This window comes from Methanothermococcus okinawensis IH1, assembly GCF_000179575.2.
Taxonomy (GTDB): Archaea; AGJL01; Methanococci; order Methanococcales; family Methanococcaceae; genus Methanofervidicoccus; species Methanofervidicoccus okinawensis.
Window position 1 is genome coordinate 25,332 of sequence record NC_015636.1, and the last position, 18,861, is coordinate 44,192.

The 18,861-nt window shown below is 27.5% G+C and carries 20 protein-coding genes and 1 pseudogene; 11 read left to right on the forward strand and 10 right to left on the reverse strand.

The window, feature by feature from the left end:
- Positions 1-105 precede the first annotated feature (105 nt).
- The 3 genes from METOK_RS00145 to METOK_RS00155 all read right to left on the reverse strand — a co-directional run bounded on the left by METOK_RS00145 (position 106) and on the right by METOK_RS00155 (position 1,983).
- Positions 106-318, reverse strand: a complete 213-nt coding sequence (locus METOK_RS00145; RefSeq protein ID WP_013866212.1) for a heavy-metal-associated domain-containing protein — start codon at positions 316-318, stop codon at positions 106-108.
- A 4-nt stretch (positions 319-322) separates the two neighbouring features.
- Positions 323-703 (reverse strand): CBS domain-containing protein, encoded by a 381-nt coding sequence (locus METOK_RS00150; protein WP_013866213.1) that lies wholly within the window; start codon positions 701-703, stop codon positions 323-325.
- Positions 704-861: 158 nt separating this feature from the next.
- Positions 862-1,983: a hydrogenase large subunit gene (locus METOK_RS00155; protein ID WP_013866214.1), complete on the reverse strand. Its 1,122-nt coding sequence runs from the start codon at positions 1,981-1,983 to the stop codon at positions 862-864.
- Between the two features lie 219 nt (positions 1,984-2,202).
- On the opposite strand from METOK_RS00155, the gene hdrC reads away from it, so the two are divergent.
- The 4 genes from hdrC to METOK_RS00175 all read left to right on the forward strand — a co-directional run bounded on the left by hdrC (position 2,203) and on the right by METOK_RS00175 (position 6,019).
- A complete protein-coding gene (gene hdrC, locus METOK_RS00160) occupies positions 2,203-2,793 on the forward strand; it encodes a CoB--CoM heterodisulfide reductase subunit C (RefSeq protein WP_013866215.1) in 591 nt (196 codons plus the stop codon).
- 86 nt (positions 2,794-2,879) lie between these two features.
- Positions 2,880-3,776: a CoB--CoM heterodisulfide reductase subunit B gene (hdrB, locus tag METOK_RS00165; protein WP_013866216.1), complete on the forward strand. Its 897-nt coding sequence runs from the start codon at positions 2,880-2,882 to the stop codon at positions 3,774-3,776.
- Between the two features lie 208 nt (positions 3,777-3,984).
- Positions 3,985-4,752, forward strand: coding sequence for a diphthine synthase (dph5, locus tag METOK_RS00170; protein ID WP_013866217.1), 768 nt, complete (start codon positions 3,985-3,987; stop codon positions 4,750-4,752).
- Positions 4,753-5,029: 277 nt separating this feature from the next.
- Positions 5,030-6,019, forward strand: a complete 990-nt coding sequence (locus METOK_RS00175) for a mechanosensitive ion channel family protein (protein WP_013866218.1) — start codon at positions 5,030-5,032, stop codon at positions 6,017-6,019.
- Positions 6,020-6,094: 75 nt separating this feature from the next.
- Here the strand turns inward: METOK_RS00175 and glmM are convergent, their stop codons facing one another.
- On the reverse strand, positions 6,095-7,471 hold the full coding sequence (gene glmM / locus METOK_RS00180) for a phosphoglucosamine mutase (protein WP_013866219.1): 1,377 nt from the start codon (positions 7,469-7,471) through the stop codon (positions 6,095-6,097).
- Between the two features lie 174 nt (positions 7,472-7,645).
- Here glmM and METOK_RS00185 point away from each other — a divergent pair, with 174 nt between their 5' ends.
- The 7 genes and pseudogenes from METOK_RS00185 to METOK_RS00215 all read left to right on the forward strand — a co-directional run bounded on the left by METOK_RS00185 (position 7,646) and on the right by METOK_RS00215 (position 14,168).
- Positions 7,646-8,593 (forward strand): hypothetical protein, encoded by a 948-nt coding sequence (locus METOK_RS00185; protein WP_013866220.1) that lies wholly within the window; start codon positions 7,646-7,648, stop codon positions 8,591-8,593.
- 150 nt (positions 8,594-8,743) lie between these two features.
- The gene (gmhA, locus tag METOK_RS00190; protein WP_013866221.1) at positions 8,744-9,298 is read left to right on the forward strand and encodes a D-sedoheptulose 7-phosphate isomerase; all 555 of its coding nucleotides are present in this window, start codon (positions 8,744-8,746) and stop codon (positions 9,296-9,298) included.
- A 55-nt stretch (positions 9,299-9,353) separates the two neighbouring features.
- Positions 9,354-9,832, forward strand: a pseudogene (gene rfaE2, locus METOK_RS09030) (D-glycero-beta-D-manno-heptose 1-phosphate adenylyltransferase).
- Positions 9,833-9,915: 83 nt separating this feature from the next.
- Positions 9,916-10,824: a bifunctional heptose 7-phosphate kinase/heptose 1-phosphate adenyltransferase gene (locus METOK_RS00200; protein WP_013866223.1), complete on the forward strand. Its 909-nt coding sequence runs from the start codon at positions 9,916-9,918 to the stop codon at positions 10,822-10,824.
- Positions 10,825-10,946: 122 nt separating this feature from the next.
- Positions 10,947-11,474: a D-glycero-alpha-D-manno-heptose-1,7-bisphosphate 7-phosphatase gene (locus METOK_RS00205; RefSeq protein WP_013866224.1), complete on the forward strand. Its 528-nt coding sequence runs from the start codon at positions 10,947-10,949 to the stop codon at positions 11,472-11,474.
- A 214-nt stretch (positions 11,475-11,688) separates the two neighbouring features.
- Positions 11,689-12,876 carry a glycosyltransferase family 4 protein gene (locus METOK_RS00210; RefSeq protein WP_013866225.1) on the forward strand — a complete coding sequence of 396 codons (1,188 nt, stop codon included), beginning with the start codon at positions 11,689-11,691 and terminating at the stop codon, positions 12,874-12,876.
- Positions 12,877-12,893: 17 nt separating this feature from the next.
- Entirely contained in the window at positions 12,894-14,168 is a 1,275-nt protein-coding gene (locus METOK_RS00215; protein ID WP_013866226.1) for a lipopolysaccharide biosynthesis protein, read from the forward strand.
- Here METOK_RS00215 and METOK_RS00220 read toward each other — a convergent pair.
- From METOK_RS00220 to METOK_RS00240, 6 genes are read right to left on the reverse strand one after another with little or no spacing between them, the layout of a single operon-like run.
- On the reverse strand, positions 14,115-14,843 hold the full coding sequence (locus METOK_RS00220; RefSeq protein ID WP_013866227.1) for a class I SAM-dependent methyltransferase: 729 nt from the start codon (positions 14,841-14,843) through the stop codon (positions 14,115-14,117). The two genes, METOK_RS00215 and METOK_RS00220, sit on opposite strands and share 54 nt — an antisense overlap.
- Positions 14,840-15,904 (reverse strand): glycosyltransferase family 4 protein, encoded by a 1,065-nt coding sequence (locus tag METOK_RS00225; protein ID WP_013866228.1) that lies wholly within the window; start codon positions 15,902-15,904, stop codon positions 14,840-14,842. Before METOK_RS00225 ends, METOK_RS00220 begins: the two co-directional genes overlap by 4 nt.
- Positions 15,905-15,932: 28 nt before the next feature.
- Positions 15,933-16,631, reverse strand: coding sequence for a methyltransferase domain-containing protein (locus METOK_RS08285; RefSeq protein WP_013866229.1), 699 nt, complete (start codon positions 16,629-16,631; stop codon positions 15,933-15,935).
- A 5-nt stretch (positions 16,632-16,636) separates the two neighbouring features.
- Positions 16,637-17,554 (reverse strand): glycosyltransferase family 4 protein, encoded by a 918-nt coding sequence (locus METOK_RS00235; protein WP_013866230.1) that lies wholly within the window; start codon positions 17,552-17,554, stop codon positions 16,637-16,639.
- Entirely contained in the window at positions 17,551-17,739 is a 189-nt protein-coding gene (locus METOK_RS08770; RefSeq protein ID WP_013866231.1) for a hypothetical protein, read from the reverse strand. Before METOK_RS08770 ends, METOK_RS00235 begins: the two co-directional genes overlap by 4 nt.
- On the reverse strand, positions 17,732-18,703 hold the full coding sequence (locus METOK_RS00240) for a glycosyltransferase family 4 protein (protein ID WP_013866232.1): 972 nt from the start codon (positions 18,701-18,703) through the stop codon (positions 17,732-17,734). The genes METOK_RS08770 and METOK_RS00240 overlap by 8 nt, the downstream gene beginning before the upstream one ends.
- Between the last annotated feature and the right edge of the window lie 158 nt (positions 18,704-18,861).

The following is an 18,861-nucleotide window of genomic DNA, read 5'->3' on the forward strand; positions in this document are numbered from 1 at the left end:
TGATTTAATTAATATGATTTATAATCATCTAATTATCACATTTCATATCATAACAAGATTAATAACCTAGAACAATAAAGAATAGAATGAAATATGACGGAAGCATTATATTTTTTCAGCAGGATACAGCTCGAAAGCCTCACTGTTTAGTATGTCATTTTCAGTTATTATGTTTTCATCATATTTTATAATGCCTATTCCCCCTTCTAAGTCTATACCCACATCAATTATGCCATCTAATTCAGATAATAGATTTTTTATGCTTTTTACACACATATTACAACTCATCCCGCTTATTTTAAGTTTTAATTCTTTCACAATATCACCTCAAATTAGTGTTATAAATATATTCTAATATATCAAAAACAGACAGTGTTCCAACAATTTCGTTGTTATTATTTACAACAGGGTATGCAATATCTTCATTTTTAATCATTTCACTTATCAAATCATCAGTTAATTTGTCATCTTCATTTAATATTTTTATCTCATCTACAAAAAGCATTAAATCTTCAACTTTTGAGTGCTTACAGCCCGTTAATAAATCTAGTGCATTAACCCATCCTTCAAGTTTTCCATCTTCAACTACTGGTGCGTATGCCTTTTTATTTTTATACAGGATTTGGACAGCATCACCACCTATCATTTCTGGACTTAGTTTTATAAATTCTTTGTTTATTACATCTTTTACTTTTAAATCCATAAAATACCCCTATATATTTTTATTTTCATCTATTACATAGCATATCCTTCATCTTTCTCTTTTTTATTGATAAATAATACATATCTATATATTTATATTTATATATTCTTTTATTTTATTATTTTATTTTTATTTATTATTTACATTCCTTTAATTAATCACTCAATGCACTGTTTTAATACAATTAACCTATCTGTGCATGTGAAGCAGGGGTCACAACTTGCTATAATTAATTCAGCATCAGATACGTGATAACCTTTTAATATTTTTTCCATACATGCTAAATTCGTTGCTGTTGGTGTCCTTACCTTTGAGTGTCTTACTCTACCTTCTCCATCAACACCATAGGAGTGATAAACCTGTCCCCTCTGTGCTTCGTTGTATATGTCGATAGGCTTAAATTCTGTTATTTCATAGTTTGGATTGTAGAATTTTTCAGGAAGATTTGGGAGCTCCTTCAATGCCTGTTTTAAAATCTTAACACTTTCAAGGCATTCATATATTCTTACAATAATTCTTGCTAAAACATCGCCATCATCGAGCAGTATCTCATCAAATTCAAATGGGTCGTATTCAGGAGCATATCCCATTTTTCTCATGTCACTTTTTACATTGCTTGCTCTTGCAGTAGGTCCAACTGCATGATATTTTGCTGCCACCTTTCTATCCATAATACCAATATCCTTCATACGAGAAACTAACATTGGGTCGTTTATAGTCCTATCTGCTAATTTCTTTAAATTTTCCTCATATTTTTCTATTCGTTCAATAAGACCTGAAATCTGGCTGTCCTTTATATTACATCTTGGTCTTATCCCGCCGATTATAGGACAGGAATAGTGCACTCTACTTCCGCTTATATCAAATAACATCTGCATTACAGGTTCCCTAAGCATGAATGCCCTCATAGACATTGTCTCATGTCCAAGTATTTCAAATGCATGACCAAATACCAAGGTATGGGAATGAAGCCTCTCTAATTCTTCTACAATTACCCTTATATAGTTAGCCCTTTCTGGAACTTCTATATTGCTTCCCGTTTCAACAACCCTGACAGAATTCCACAAATGTATATGGGAACATATTCCACAGATTTTTTCCGTAAGTATGCACGCCTTTTCTGGTGGGAGCCCTTCCATAAGTCTTTCTATGCCCCTATGATTAACACCTATGGTGAGCTCGGCATCTTTCACAATTTCATCTTCAATAAATAATCTCAACCTATGCGGTTCAAGTATAGCAGAATGAATAGGTCCTATTGCGATTTCTCCTTCGTACATGGTATCCCTTTTAGTTTTTTATATGATAGGCAATAATTATAATAATTATAAATATAATTTTTCATTATTAATTATGATAAATTATTTTTTTAGAGTATATTATTTTTATTTATAAAATTAACTATTATATTAATAACTATTATACAGTTGTATTATAAAGCACATCGTATGGTCATTTATATATACATATTATATCAACATAATATAAGAGGTGAAAATATGGTTTTAAGTTCAAAAGATTTTAATCCAAAATTTCCAGAGAAAGTAATAGAGGCTGGAAAAGCTATCGGTGAAGATGAAGCTACAAAATCATTTAGAAGATGTTATCAATGCGGAACATGCACAGGTTCCTGTCCAAGTGGAAGAATAACTGCATTTAGAACAAGAAAATTAATAAGGTCTGCAATGTTAGGATTGGGAGACTACATAAAAAGTGAAGACCTTTGGAAATGCACAACCTGTTATACCTGCTATGAAAGATGTCCAAGAAATGTAAAAATTACGGACATAATCAAAGCCATGAGAAATGTTGCATCTCAAATGGGATATATGGCACTAGCCCATAGAAAAACTACATTGTATGTTTATTTAACAGGACATGCAGTTCCTGTAAATGACCAGATAAAAGAGGTAAGGAAAAATATAGGATTAACTGAAATTCCACCAACAACCCACAAATACCCAGAGGCTTTGGAAGATGTAAGAGGAATTATGAATGATATGGGACTCTGCGATAAGGTAGGAATTTGTCCAACAACAAAAAAATTAGAAGAACTTAAACCAATAGAATGGGAAGATTTAAGTGAATAAACTAAGATTTAATTAATTTTAATAATATATGTCATTTATTAATTTATTATTTATTATATAATATTATAGATTAAATTGGTGAAAAGATGAGTGATTTAGAGTACATGTTTTTTTTAGGATGTATAGCACCAAATAGATACCCAGGTATAGAAAGTGCAACCTATAAAGCTATGGATAAATTAGGCATAAAATTACATCCTTTTGAAAAAGCATCCTGTTGTCCAGCACCAGGGGTTTTCGGTTCATTTGATTTGCCAACATGGCTCACATTAGCTGCAAGAAATTTATGCCTTGCAGAGGAGAAAGAATTAGATGTATTAACCATTTGTAATGGATGTTATGGCTCATTGTATGAGGCAAATCATATATTAAAAGAACATGAAGAAACAAGGAAAAAAGTAAATGAAACCCTTTCAAAATATGGCTATGAATTTAAAGGAATAATAAATGTAAGACACCTTCCAGAGGTATTATACTTCCATTATGGAACAGATGCAATAGCTGAAAAGGTTGAGAGACCTATTAATTTAAATGTAGCTGTTCATTATGGATGTCACTATTTGAAACCATCAGACATTAAAAATATAGAAAGTGCAGAAAGACCAAGATCATTCGATGCCCTTGTTGAAGCAATTGGTGCAACCTCGGTTGATTACAAGGATAAACAGATGTGCTGTGGTGCAGGTGGTGGTGTAAGAGCAAGAGACTTAGAAACGGCATTAACAATGACAGAAACAAAAATCAAAAATGTAATTGAAGCAGGTGGAGACTGTATAACAGAAGTATGTCCGTTCTGTCATTTACAGTTTGATAGAGGTCAGGTTGAGATAAAAGAGAAATTTGAAAGAGAATACTCCGTTCCAGTCATACATTATTCACAGTTGTTAGGTCTTGCTATGGGTATGAAACCAAAAGATGTTGCTCTCGATTTACACTTTATATCCTGTGACCCTGTTCTTGAAAAATTAGGTTTAAAAGAATAATTAAATTTTTATTTCTTTTTCTATTCTTTTTATTTTATTTTCATGTTTCTTCTAAATTTTATTCGCTAATGAAAATATGAATATATATGAAAGATTTTTTATTATTTAATTACTATTTTATTATGTAATTTTTATAATACTGTTAATACTATTTTTATAGTTGTTTTATTTAATAGGGATATAATTTTATAAAATCAAAGGTGAGCTCATGTTGATACTTGCAGGATTGGGATTATATGATGAAAAAGATATGACATTAAAAACATTAGAATATGCCAAAAAAGTAGATAAAATTTACGCTGAATTTTATACCGCTGTTTTAACGGGAACTACAATTGAAAAAATAGAAAAAACCCTTGGAAAAGAAATAACAGTTTTAAATAGGGAAAAGGTAGAATATGAGACGGAAAAATTAATAAATGAAAGTAAGGATAAAGATGTAATGTTCCTTACCGCAGGAGACCCTATGGTAGCAACAACACATGTAGATATTGCTGTTGAAGCGAGGAAGAAGGGAATTGAAGTAATTATTATAAATGCTCCTTCAATATATTCAGCAGTAGGTATTACAGGTTTGCAATTGTATAAATTTGGAAAAACAACTTCGATAGTATTTCCTGAACCAAATTACTTTCCAGAAACTCCCTATAATGTAATAAAAGAAAACTTAAAAATGGGATACCATACTCTATGCCTTTTGGATATACATGCGGATGAAAATAAATTTATGACTGCAAATGAAGGTCTTGAAATACTGTTAAAAATTGAAGAAAAAAGAAAGGAAAATATATTAAATGAAAATACAAAGGTTATTGTAGTGGCAAGAGCTGGAAGTTTAAAACCAAAAATAGTATATGGGAAAATAAAAGATTTATTAAAGCATGATTTTGGAAAACCTTTGCATTGTATTATTATCCCTGGAAAATTGCACTTTATGGAGGAGGATGCTTTAAAATACCTCTGTGAAAATTTATAATGAAAAAATAATAATTAATAATAACTATAATTAATAATGATTAATAAATAAATATATTCTAAATAATAAATAATAATATTAAAATTAAATAATATGAATAGTAAAATATAATATATTTTTATTAGCGTGGGTCATAATAATTCGTTTCCATTAACTTTTTAATTTTCATATATGGGAACGATTAAATTTGTTTTAATATTTAGTGTTGATATTTAAAGAATATACAAAATGACCCACCCTAATATTTTTATTTTAAATTTCTTTAAAATGGGAAAATATGATTAACAGAAGTTTAATATTTAATACCAAAATATTAGTTAAAATAATAATTTTATTTGTTATATTGTATTATTTGGGAACAAAATTAGATGTATATAATTACATATTTACATTAAGAGAGTATAGTGGAAAAATTATTATATTGATGGTGTTAATTCTCGGGACATTAATATTTTTAGATATATCTATGGAATTAATCAGAAAATTTTTTGAAAAAAAAGGGGATTTAAGAGATTATCCTATGTTTTCATCAGTAGTTAAATATATAATATGGACTATTACAGGTTTAATTGCAATTTCCACTTTATATAAAGGTATTGGCTCCCTTGTAATGTCCCTTGGTCTTATAGGTGCAGCATTAACATTTTCATTACAACGCCCTATTATGAACTTTGCAGGATGGATATATCTTATTATAATGAGACCTTTTAAAATTAACGATAGGATATGCATAAAAGATATAGGAATAGGCGATGTATATAAGATAGATATCATGCATATTTATTTAAGAGAAGTTGATAATGAACCAACAGGAAGAAATTTGACAATTCCTAATGCGTATGTCTTAACAAATGCTCTAATAAATTATACAAGAGGTTCTTTATATATATGGGATTATATTACTGTGGGAATAACCTATGAAAGTGATTGGAGAAAATCTAAAAAGCTTATTTTTGAAGCTTGCAATGATATTGTTGGAGATACCATGCAAGAGCTCGCAGAAGTTTGGAAAAATAAACCAAGGTTATTTGCAAGGGCAGAAATTATTGATAAACCAATTATAAGAATGAAACTTTTAGACAGTGCTATTGAAATAAAGGTAAGGTATTTAGTTGATGCATTCAAATGTGCAGATATAAAAACCAAAATTATAGGAAATATACTTGCAAAATTTGAAAAAGAAGATAATGTTGAAATAGCCTACCCACATTTGGAAGTTATACATCGACCTAAAAAAGAAAATAATAATAAAATTAACGATAAATAATAATATAATGAATGATAAGAAGGGAATATCTATATAACATATAAATAATAATGAATTAATAAAAAATTATATATATTATTTTGCCATTTTAACTAATTTAATACCTTTTTCCAAGAGCTCCTTTGCCATGTTAGGATTTTTCGCTTCAACCCTTATCCTTATATAAGGTTCAGTTCCAGAAGGTCTTATAAGCACCCATCCATCATCTAAATTAAACCGAGCTCCGTCAATTGTCTCAGGGATTACACGATATATTTTTTCTCCATGTTCAATTACATAATTCATTATATCCAATTTTTTATTATCTGGACATGGAAATTTTTCCCTTAAATTCACATAGGATGGGACTTCATCTATGAGCTCATATAATTTTTTATCGTAGAATTCCATCATCTCTAAAATCCTCAATCCCGATAAAATACCATCCGGAGTTAAATGTATGTCCCTATGAATCCATGTTCCAGATGGTTCTCCTCCAAAAATGGCATTATATTTATTTAAGGCTTCTGAAACTGCTACATCTCCAACTTTTGTTCTAATGATATTTACATTTAAATCTTTTAAATACACATCAATGGACATTGAAGCATCTACTGTGGTAATTATTGTTTTTTTATTGGTTTTTTCTACAATATATCGAGAGAATATGGCAAGCAATTTATCAAAATCGGTTAATCTTCCTTTTTCATCTATGGCTATCATTCTATCGGCGTCACCATCATGGGCAATACCTATGTATTTTTTATTGATATTATTGCCGTTACTATTACTGCCATTATCCGTTTTATCCCTTTCATTCAATCCCCTAATCATTTTCATAGTTTCGTATAAATTCTTTTCATTGGGTTCTGGCATCCTCCCTACAAATCTTCCATCGATATGGGCATTTACAGATATTACATGAGCTCCGACATCGGTAAATAAATAGGGTGAGACTACACAACCAGCTGAGTTTGCACAATCTACAACAACATTGTAATGTTTGTCTATATCGATATGTTTAAGAATAAAATCCCTATATCTCTTTATTGCAGTTTCATCCTTCCAAACATTTCCAATACAATTCCAGTCTGCCCTTTTAAAATCTTTATTGAATACAATTTTTTCTATTTGTTTTTCCTGTTCTGGTCTAAATGCAGTTCCATCCCTGTTAAAAAGTTTTATGCCGTTGTATTCTGGTGGATTATGGGATGCCGTAATCATAATACCAATATCGTAATCCCTTGCCGAAAAACCAAGGGTTGGTGTTGGAACAATCCCTATGTTTGTTATATCAGCTCCCCCATTTAAAAGTCCTGTAATAAGTGCATTTTTAATTAATCCTCCTGTTGTTCTAGTGTCCCTTCCTATTACAACATTTTTAGCTATTTGAGATACTGCAAATCCTATCTTATACGCAATCTCTGGATTTAAATTTTTCATTCTTATGCCTGATGTTCCAAACAATCTCATGATATCACACATTATTATTTATAAATTAAAATTAAATATTAAACAATGAATAGATATACTAATGAAAAATATGATATAGAAATATTTTATATGTCCATACAATATAACCATATAGTATAAAAATAAATATAATAAATTATAATAGATTATAAGTAATAATTAAAGGTACTATGTATGTTATCCGATGTATTATATAATATTGTATCATCAAATAATGATGATGAGGTAATCTATTTTTCTAAAATATTGTGGGGGTTCTATAAAAACAACGATATATCAAAATATAGAAATTATTTTAAAAATTTACATATTGTTGAAAGAGATGATTTATTGTTATATGGAAAAAATTATCCATTGTTCAGGTCAGTGTTGTATTTTAACGAAGTTCCGCTGTTTAAAAGTGAATCTCAATCTATTTTATTTTTAAAGAATAATGGATTTAATCCAAATGCTAAATTAGTAAATTTAAACGATAATGAAAGAAATAAACTTGGAAATATAATATTAAATAAAATTATTGCTAAAATACCAAAAGAATATGCAAGATATGTCCCAAAACTGATATTTGGAAAATGTTATTATTTAGAAGAATATAATGTGGAATTAAAGGAATATATTTCAAACTTAAATGCACTCTGCAAACTAAAAAAATATAATGAAGTTGAAAAATGCATAATACATCAAAAATTACCCGATGAAAAGCTTGTTAAGAAGTATAAATTAAAATTGGCAAAATCTATAAAGCTATTTAATAAAAAATTGGACAATATGGAAATTCAATATACTTCCATCACATATAATAACAAAACCTATCCATGCCAGTATATTCATATAAAACAATCGATTTTTGATAGGGTAAAAGGTTGGATATTTGGTTCCATAGATGGAAAACACTACCCCGCTATTGTGAATATATCATATTCTCATCCAAAAATAAACTTTATGCAACCATTTTTTATATTTGTAGGAGACGAAATAAATGTCTTTGCAAGAGCTCCTAAACTTTTATATTTCAAAGACAACTTAACATTAAACCATCTGAATTTAACTGGAAAACATACCTATTTTGGAAATTGGAATTATGAGATATTTGAAAAATTTGTCAATAATAAGCAAAAATAAATAAAAATATAGTATTTAATTTGATAAAAAATATAATAATAGTAAAGAATATAACAATAGCTATAATAATATATAAAAATAAAAATAAACGATTTTAGTAATAATTCATATCTATTCTTCATACTACATTATAAAGATTAGAGGTGTATCATGTTAAAAAATTACTTTAAAGAATCTGCAAATGTGAAGATAAACTTTATAAATAAAAATGAGGAAAATTTAAAAAAATGTATTGAAATAATAAAAGATTCATTAAAAAATGGAAATAAATTATTAATATGTGGAAATGGTGGGAGTGCCGCAGATGCTCAGCATTTTGCAGCAGAAATAGTGGGAAGATTTAAATTAGAAAGAAGAGGATTTCCAGCAATAGCTCTTACAACAGATACATCTATTTTAACCGCAATAGGAAATGATTATGGATTTGATAAAATATTTGAACGGCAGGTTGAAGCACTTGGTAAAAAGGGGGATGTTTTAGTTGGTATATCCACAAGTGGAAACTCCAAAAATGTAATAAATGCAGTCAATAAGGCAAAAGAAATGGATATATACACCATTGGGTTACTTGGAAAAAGCGGAGGAAAATTAAAGGATATTGTGGATTTGCCATTAATTGTTGATTCAAATAATACTGCAAGGGTACAGGAATGTCATCTAACGATATACCATGTGATATGTGAAGAAGTTGAAAAGGAATTATAAAATAACATAAAAAATTTAAAAACAAAAATGAAAAATATAAAAAATCTGTGAAACCATGATAATTACCAACAGAGCTCTATTAAAATATATAGTAAGTGAATTAAAAGCTCAAAATCTAAAAATTGTATTTACAAATGGGTGTTTCGATATAATCCATAAAGGACATGTTGAATATTTGAATCATGCAAAAAGATTTGGAGATGTTTTAATAGTTGGTATCAACTCCGACAAATCCATAAAAAAATAAAAGGGGATAAAAGACCCATTATTCCATTAGAATCAAGAATATATGTATTAAATAATTTAAAATCAATCGATTTTGTAGTTCCATTTGATGAAGAAACGCCTATAAATTTAATAAAAATTATAAAGCCAGATATTCATGTAAAAGGAGGGGACTATAAGGAAGAAGATTTGCCAGAAGCAGAAATAATTAAAGAATATGGCGGGGAAATAAAGATAATTCCATTAATTAAGGGATTTTCCACAACAAATATAATTGAATGGGTTTTGGAGAAATACGGCAATAAATAATGAATAAAAAATAAAAAAATAAATAGATAAAATAAAAAATAAGATATAAAGGAATGAAAATAAAATAATAAATGAGGGAAAATATGATATGCGTTTTAGGGGATGTAATGCTTGATAAATATACCTACGGGAAGGTTGAAAGGATAAATCCAGAAGCACCAGTTCCTGTATTAAATGTAGTCAAAGAAAGATATACACTTGGAGGGGCAGGCAATGTTGCCAACAATATCTCATCTTTAAATGAAGAAGTTGTATTATTGGGAATATGTAATGAAAATGGTAATTTTGGTAGGCAAATGGTCGAATTATGCAGAAAAAAGGATATAAAATATTATTTTATAAGCGATGGAAGACCTACAATTGTAAAGCATAGATTTGTTGCATTAGGATACAATCAGCAACTTTTAAGGGTAGATTATGAGGAAAAGCACCCATTGAATGGTAATTATTCAAAGATGTTTGTTGATAAAATAGTAGAACTTAATCCCGATATATTGATAATTTCAGACTATGCAAAAGGAGTAATTACAGAAGATTTAATGGAAACTATAAAAAAACAGTTTAAAGGTAGAATATTGATAGACCCAAAACCTGACAATATACACCTATATAAAAATGTATATCTAATAAAACCAAATTTAAAAGAAGCTTCCGGAATTGTTGGAAGAGATATAAAAAACACCAATGAAGATGTTGAAAAAGCTGGATTAGACATTGTGGGTAAATATAATGCAAATGTGGTAATTACAAGAAGTGAAAAAGGTTCTACACTAATTACACTTGACGGTGAGATATATCACATTCCAACTGAGGCTAAGGAAATACACGATGTTTCTGGTGCAGGAGATACATATATTGCCACGCTTGGCTATGCTTTAAGTAAAAAATATGATTTAGTAGATGCAGTTAATCTGGCAAATAAGGCGAGCTCCATAGTAGTTGGAAAAGTCGGAACTGCAACAGTTAGTTTGGAGGAGTTGTTTAGTGTATAATATGGTGAGTAATTTTAATTATAATATTGCCATTTATTCCAGAAGTATTAAAAAACATACTATCGTTATTAAGGTAAATAAAATAATAATGTAACAAAATTAAAAAATAATAATGGGAAATTATGGAAATCATTGATAAGAATAATAATAAAGCCATATTCCTTGATAGGGATGGAGTAATCAATAAACAGTTAATTGGGGATTATGTTAAAAATATTGGGGAATTTGAGATACTTCCAAAGGTAAAAGATGCATTAATTGAATTTAAAAAAATGGGATATTTATTAATCGTAGTTACCAATCAGCAGGGTATTGCAAAGGGGATAATGACAGAAGACGATTTAAAAGTTGTTCATAACTATATGTTAAAACGATTGCCTGAGATAGATGATATATACTATTGCCCACATTTGGAGGGAACATGTAATTGTAGAAAACCAAAAAATGGCATGCTTTTAAAGGCTAAGGAAAAATGGAATATAGATTTTGCTAAAAGCTGGATGATTGGGGATAGTGAAAGCGATATTATTTGTGGTAGGAGCTCAGGTTGTAAAACTATAAGAATATTACATGACAATGAGGAAAGCTATGCAGATTTTACTGCTAAGAATTTATATGAGTGTGTTGGAATTATAGGAGCTCATATATAATTCGCATATTTTTTAATGCATATGTTGATATAATTTAAGGGTAATACTTGAATCCATTTATAAAAAACATTGTTTGATATAATGCTAATAGCTCTGCATTGTAATTACATTACCATATATATAAAATATCATAACGTATAATTTAAATAACTGTTAATATTATGGCCTCCCAATAAGTTTTTAGTTATTTATTATTTTTATTAATGTGGTAAATATGCATGCTATAAAACTGATTATCTTCCCAGGATATTATGTTCCACATATAGGGGGTTTGGAAACTCATGTGGATGAATTCGTAAAATATTTATCAAACGATGAAAATTACAATATCTATATATTTGCACCAAATATCCCAAAGTATAATGAATTTGAAATAAGACATAACAATGTTAAGATTTATCGTTATCCTGCATTTGAAATTATATCCAATTACCCTGTTCCAAATATATTTAGTATTAAATTTTGGAAGATGTTTTTTAATTTGTATAATATTGATTTTGATATAGTAATGACAAGAACAAGGTTCTTTTCAAATACATTGTTGGGGTTTCTTTTTGCAAAACTTAGATACAATAGGAAAAAATTAATCCATGTTGAGCATGGAAGTGCATTTATTAAAGTAGAAAATGAATTTACAAACAAAGTAGCATATTTTTATGATAAAATTATTGGAAATATAATATTTAAAAAATCCGATTATGTAATAGCAATATCAAAGGCTGTTAAAAAGTTTATTGTAGAGAATTTCATTGAAGATGATAATGATAATATTCCTGTAATATACCGAGGTTTGGAAATAGAATATATTGATAGTATAAAAGAAAGTAATTATATAAAAGAAAGATTTAAAAACAAAATTAAATTATGTTTTGTAGGAAGGTTGTATAAATGGAAAGGTGTTGAAAATATTATAAAATCCTATATTGCACTACCACAGGATATAAAAGAAAAAACTGTTTTAATTATTGTAGGTTATGGTGAAGACCTACAAAGACTTAAAAAACTTTCAGGAGAATATTTAGACAATGGAATTTATTTCACTGGGAAAAAAGATTTTAAAGATGCAATAGGCATCGTTAAAGCATGTGATATATATATTCATTCATCCTACAAAGGCGGTGGTTTGTCAAGCTCACTACTTCAAGCCATGTGTTGTGGAAAGGCTATCGTTGCAAGTCCTTATGAAGGAGGGGATGAAGTTATTATCGATGGAAACACGGGTGTTTTGTTGAAAGATAACAGTTCCGAGTTAGTTAAAGATGGAATTATTAAATTAATTAGAAATAAAGATTTAATGGAAATTTATGGAAAAAATGCAAAAAAATTTATAAATGATAATTTTGATTGGGGGAGCTCAGTTGAAAAATATAAAAAAGTTTTTAATAAAATATTGCAAAAGTAAAATTAAACGGGATTTGCATGATAAAGAAATACTACAACAATTTAAAAGATAAAATATATATTCTTACAAAGAAATATTCTTCAAGGGTAGGTTTAGACCTTCCCTATTTTATAAAAGGCGGATTTTGGTTAAGCATTGGGCAGTTCTTTGGAACTTTGAAGGGCTTTATTTTAAGTATAGTTTTTGCTAACATGTTATCGAAAGAAGTTTTTGGAGAGTATAGTTTTGCAATGACAGTTTTAGGTATCGCCGGGATATTTGCACTTCCAGGAATGGGCGTTGCCGTTGTTCAAGCTGTTGCAAAAGGTTATGAAGGAACATATTTTAGAGCTCTGAAAGAAATTTTTAAATGGAGTTGGGTGGGAAGTTTATTATTGTTGGGATTTTCCATTTACGAATATTTTTACGGAAAATTTGATTTAATGCTTATTTTTTTAATATTATCTTCCATATTTCCGTTTTATGCAATTTCTGGATTTTATCCTAACTTAATAAATGGTAAAAAAAGATTCGATATTTTAGCTAAATTATCTTCATTTTTTGGTATTATTTCAACAATTTTGATAGTTGTGACGGTGTATTTTACAGAAAGTGTTTTTTGGATTGTCGTTATTACAGTTTTAGTTCAAATTATTATTAATGGTTATTTTAGTTTATTTTATGCTAAAAAATTTGTAAAAAACAACAAAATTGATGAACATAGTATTGAATTTGGAAAAAGTATTAGTTATTCTCAGGCGTTTTCAAATATTGCCAACAATTTTGATAGTTTGATTATTGCTTATTTTTTAGGATTTTCTGATTTAGCTATTTTTAAAATTATTACATTATTACCAAATCAAATAAAAATAGTTGCAAATGCATTTAGCCCCATGCTTCTTCCAAAGATTGCTTCCAAAGACATGAGTAAAAAAGAATTAATGAAACATTTTAAAAAGTTTTTTTTAGTTGTTATTTTTTTAATTTTAATATATTGGATAGGAGCTCCGTTTATTTTTAAATGGTTTTATCCACAATATTATGACTATGTTTTGTTGAGTATGATTTTTCATTTGAGCTTTATAAGTTTTTTATCCATTCTTCCATATAATTATTTGATAAAAGAAAAAAAAGGAGATTATTTAAACAAGATGTATTTTATTACAAATTTTTTATTAATCATTTTTGCACTGGCGTTTATATATTATTATGGATTACTTGGTGCGATAATATCACGTATACTATATAGATTTGCAAACCTACTTATTAGTTTTTTCTTTTTCTATCACTACAAGGATCCCCATGGTAAATAAACTTGGGAATATTTTATTTAATAATGGAATTCCTTCATAAAGATATATTTTTGAGTTTTTAGACAGTCCCAACTCTTTCAACCAAAATTTTATATCGTTATATGTCCAAAATCTCAAATGTTCTCCAGGATGAGTTCTCCACTGTAATGGGAAACTTCCAAACAACAATCTTAATCTATGACCTATGAATCCAGTATTGGGAATTGAAAATATAAGTTTTTTATTAGTTGTTTTCAACAACTCTAAAAGAACTTCCTCTGAGTTAGGTAAATGTTCTAAAAGTTCCAACGCTAAAGTATAATCTGTTTTAGGGAGATTTTTAATTTCATTTAAATTATTTATGTCTAATTTTATTGGAACAAATCCTAATTTATTTATATGTTCCAATACTATATCTGAAACATCAACACCATAAATTTTTGAAAATTTGATATGTTTAGATAAATAATTTAATATTGCGCCATCACCACACCCGACATCTTTTATAGTGGTGTTATTTTCCAAGTGATTTAATATAACATTTGCCCTCCCTCTTTGAAAATCCGATAACAATCCTAAATTTTTCCCCCTTTTTACTAACCAATATTCATCATAATCAACATTTATTTTCATTTTAGGATAATGTCCAAATATAAGTTTCAGAGTTTCAACTATTCTTGATATTAGTTTTCTCATTCTAATTCACCCATTATTCTCTTAAAATTTTCTGCAGTTTTTCCCCATGTGTGTTCTTTTGCATATTTTAAAGAATTTTTGCACATTTTTGAATATAATTGTTTATCTTCAAGTAAAGTTTTCATCCTTTCATACAAACATTTAACATCTTTTTGTGGGCATAAAAAACCATTATATTCATCAACAATAACCTCCTCATTTGCTGTTCCTAATGAACCGATAGAAGGAATACCGCATGCATTTGCTTCCAAATGGACAAGTCCAAATCCTTCAAATGCATTTTTTGTATTAATAGATGGTAAAACATGGGCAAAACTCTTTGAGTAGTATTCTAATAGTTCATTATGATTAACTTCTCCTGTAAATATAATATTTTCATGTAAATTATGATTTTTTACAAAATTGTAATATTTTTCTGATTTTTTTCCAACCATATATAGTTTTACATCAGGATATTCCTTTACTAATTTATCAAATGCTAATATTAGATATGTTACTCCTTTCCTTTCTTTCTGTGCTCCCACAAATACAAATGCTTTCTCTTTTTTTATATTTACAGGATGATATTCATCAATATTGACACCCAATTTAACAATAAACAAGTTATCTTTTTTATACCACACCCTAACTTTGTTATATGTAAATTTACTAGGAACTATAATTTTATCTACATATTTAATCCAGAATTTGTTATAGTATTTATATGGAAATTTTACAAAAGGATAATAAATATAAGTTCCAAAACCAAATAATATCAATTTTGAATTAAAATATTTTTTAAGTAAAACAGCGAGTGGCAAAAAAGGTTCTATATTACATATAATTAAGTCAAAGTTTTTATTGTGTAAACTATTTTTAATAGTAGAATAATCTTTCAATAATCTATAAAAATTATAGTAATGGTTTGAAGTTATTAGATTACATTTATTATTTTTATCGGTATTTTGGGATAAAACTATTACATTGTATTCATTATTAAGCTCTTTATTCAGATGATATCCAACAGTTGCCCACCCATTTGTTGTATTCAATTCATTTGTTATTAACAAAATATTTTTCATATTACATCACCGAATTATTTTCATTTTTTCACCGTTTTTTTCTAAAAACATAAAAATAACCTGTTGTAGACTGTCTATTAGTAATTATTTTATCAAAAAGTAATATAAAAGGAAGTAGCAATAACATGAATGGAAATAATATAATTCCAATAAGCCTTTGTTTAATATTCCCAATATTTAACAATCTTACTAATATGACATACCATGATTTTATATATGAATTTCTTTCTTTTAATTCTAAACATTTAAATTCATTGAACAAATTCAAAATTCCGTATTTCGTGTATCTAAAATAATCATAAGGTTCGTCATGTATTGGCATAATAAAGGGTGTTGAACCTACAAATATACCACCTGGTTTTAGAATCCTTTTTATTTCCTCAACGGCTTTAAAAGGGTTTCGCACATGCTCCAAAACTTCTAAACAAAAAATAATATCAATAGAATTATCATCTATTATATTCATATTTTGTATATCTAATACTAAATCAGGTTTTCTTTTTTCATCAATATCTATCTCAATACATTTAATTTTCTTTTTTAAATGATAACTTATTCCTCCACCTGCTCCTATATTTATTATTTTTAAATTACAAGTATTAAAATCAGGATTCTGTAAAATGTATTTTTCAATAGATTCATCTAAGTAATTATAAAGATTTTCTCTTGAAAATATTTTCGAAAATTTAATAAATGTTTTGGAATATAATTTAATAAATGTTTTCATACATATCACCAATTATTAAAAATCTCGACAATTTTTTCAGCCCTTTTCTTCCAAGTGTAATTTTTAACCTTTTCAAATGCATTTTTTACTAATTTGTTTTGTAATTCTTTATCTTTTATAAATTTCTTTATCTTTTCAGCTAAATCCATTTCATCATCAGGTTTAAAAAATAAAACTTCGTTATTATCTACAATTTCTTTAATGCTTGGCAAATCACTTGCTATAATTGGCCTTTTTGATGCCATGTATTCAAATAACTTTAATGGGGAAGTATATTTAACTGAAATTTCATATTTAGAAGAATTTGGAATAACTAAAACATCCGATGCTTTTAAAAATAATGGAATCTTGGAGTTTTCAACGAAAGGAATAAAAATTATGTTTTTATTTATATATTCTTCTCTTAACTTATTCACTTGCTCTTTACTACCGCCAACAACCAAATAAACAATATTTTCTTTATTTTTTAAATAGTCATAAGACTTTAAAAATGTTTCATATCCTTTCCAACTCTGCAAACTTCCAGTATATGATATTATCGTTTTATATTTTGGTAAATTTAATTTTTCCCTTGCCTCATTTTTTGAAATGTTAATATCAAATTTTTCTAAATCCACACCATCATATAATACATATATTTTATTGCCATTAAAATCATTTTTTATTAACTCTTCTTTTAAACCTTTACTGATAACCACACATCCTTGTAAATTTTTAAAAGTTCGTTTAAACAGAAAGTTCCACATTTTACCATTTGATAAATCATGTAATTCATAAATTACTTTTTTATCTTTAAAGAATCTTGAAACTAAAAAAGCAAATATCAAATCTCTAGTATATATATACTTATAATCATTTTTTATAGTCAAAAATCTCAAAAATAACAATAAACTTCTAAAATAATAATTTACAAAAGGTTTCAAAGAAATTGTATTATAATCAATATCTTCATTATAGATTTTTTTATTATATTTTTATCACAATTAAAACTTATTAATGTAATACTTACTCCAATTTTTTCAAATGCCTTGCACATATTTAATACTTGAATTCTATTTGCACAAGGTTTTGAAAAATCTGCATTATGAACATACAAGATTTTATTCATAACTATTCACCAGATTGTAAATTTCATTAATCCTTTTTCCATAATTTTCCCAAGTGTATTGTTCAGCCTTTTTCCTTGCATTTTTTCCAAACTCTTTTGTTTTGTCTCTATTATTATAAAAAAATAATATTTTGTCTTTTAATATTTCAATATCTTGCGTAGGAATTAGATATCCTTCTTTTCCATCCTCAACAACACTTCCAGAGTTTGGAGTAGTTATAACAGGCAAACCACATGCTAATGCCTCATATACTGATTTTGCAGAACCTTCTAATAAAGATGGAAATACATATAGATGATTTTTTGAGAGCTCATTATTTATATTATTTACAAATCCATGAACTTTTATATTATATTTTTCAGTATCTTTGAAATATTTTTTAACCTCAGGATAAACCCTACCATATATGTTTAATTCTGCGTCTTTTAGGTTTAATTCTTTCCAAGCTTGAATTAAATAAGGAATACCCTTTCTATTATTGACATTTCCTGAGAATGCAACTTTAAATGTTCCACTGTAATCCTTTTCAATAGGTTTAAATTTAGTAATATCTACTCCAAATGGCACAACGAAAATTTTAGATTCATCAATCCCCTCATTAATTAATGATTTTTTTACAAAGTCCGATGGAACTATGTAATAATCAATATATTTTAAAGAAGTTTTTATATAGCATGGGAGCTCCGTTTTTTCTCCTTTAAATAATGCATTATAATTTTCCAAATCTTTCAAGACATTTGGAAATGCCATTGGGACATCCTGAATAATTTTTATATTTTGATTTTTTTCTTTTAAATAACTATATACATTTGGCAGAAAATTCCAAGAATGAATAATATCAATTTTATTTAAATCCAACCTTTTTAATTTTTTTGTGGCGAAATACTCAAATAAATAGTTTTTAATTTTATTTGATGGAAATTTTTTTGATATATAAATAGGAATTGCAGTTAAGAATTTCATTATTAGTGGAGCATAGGGGAAAATTTGAATCATATTATAATTTTTATTTAGGACTTTATTATATCCTCTGCACAATATTGTTATGGTATTATATTTAACTACTTCATTAGCTATAGGTAGAGCTCTTGCTCCAATGGTGTTTCTGACCCCAAAATCTG

Excerpts from the sequence above, each read along its gene's own strand:
- METOK_RS00150 (WP_013866213.1), bottom strand. The coding sequence starts at position 703 with ATGGATTTAAAAGTAAAAGATGTAATAAACAAAGAATTTATAAAACTA.
- METOK_RS00155 (WP_013866214.1), bottom strand. The coding sequence starts at position 1,983 with ATGTACGAAGGAGAAATCGCAATAGGACCTATTCATTCTGCTATACTT.
- hdrC (WP_013866215.1), top strand. The coding sequence starts at position 2,203 with ATGGTTTTAAGTTCAAAAGATTTTAATCCAAAATTTCCAGAGAAAGTA.
- hdrB (WP_013866216.1), top strand. The coding sequence starts at position 2,880 with ATGAGTGATTTAGAGTACATGTTTTTTTTAGGATGTATAGCACCAAAT.
- dph5 (WP_013866217.1), top strand. The coding sequence starts at position 3,985 with ATGTTGATACTTGCAGGATTGGGATTATATGATGAAAAAGATATGACA.
- METOK_RS00175 (WP_013866218.1), top strand. The coding sequence starts at position 5,030 with ATGATTAACAGAAGTTTAATATTTAATACCAAAATATTAGTTAAAATA.
- glmM (WP_013866219.1), bottom strand. The coding sequence starts at position 7,471 with ATGAGATTGTTTGGAACATCAGGCATAAGAATGAAAAATTTAAATCCA.
- METOK_RS00185 (WP_013866220.1), top strand. The coding sequence starts at position 7,646 with ATGTTATCCGATGTATTATATAATATTGTATCATCAAATAATGATGAT.
- gmhA (WP_013866221.1), top strand. The coding sequence starts at position 8,744 with ATGTTAAAAAATTACTTTAAAGAATCTGCAAATGTGAAGATAAACTTT.
- METOK_RS00200 (WP_013866223.1), top strand. The coding sequence starts at position 9,916 with ATGATATGCGTTTTAGGGGATGTAATGCTTGATAAATATACCTACGGG.
- METOK_RS00205 (WP_013866224.1), top strand. The coding sequence starts at position 10,947 with ATGGAAATCATTGATAAGAATAATAATAAAGCCATATTCCTTGATAGG.
- METOK_RS00210 (WP_013866225.1), top strand. The coding sequence starts at position 11,689 with ATGCATGCTATAAAACTGATTATCTTCCCAGGATATTATGTTCCACAT.
- METOK_RS00215 (WP_013866226.1), top strand. The coding sequence starts at position 12,894 with ATGATAAAGAAATACTACAACAATTTAAAAGATAAAATATATATTCTT.
- METOK_RS00220 (WP_013866227.1), bottom strand. The coding sequence starts at position 14,843 with ATGAGAAAACTAATATCAAGAATAGTTGAAACTCTGAAACTTATATTT.
- METOK_RS00225 (WP_013866228.1), bottom strand. The coding sequence starts at position 15,904 with ATGAAAAATATTTTGTTAATAACAAATGAATTGAATACAACAAATGGG.
- METOK_RS08285 (WP_013866229.1), bottom strand. The coding sequence starts at position 16,631 with ATGAAAACATTTATTAAATTATATTCCAAAACATTTATTAAATTTTCG.
- METOK_RS08770 (WP_013866231.1), bottom strand. The coding sequence starts at position 17,739 with ATGAATAAAATCTTGTATGTTCATAATGCAGATTTTTCAAAACCTTGT.
- METOK_RS00240 (WP_013866232.1), bottom strand. The coding sequence starts at position 18,703 with ATGAAATTCTTAACTGCAATTCCTATTTATATATCAAAAAAATTTCCA.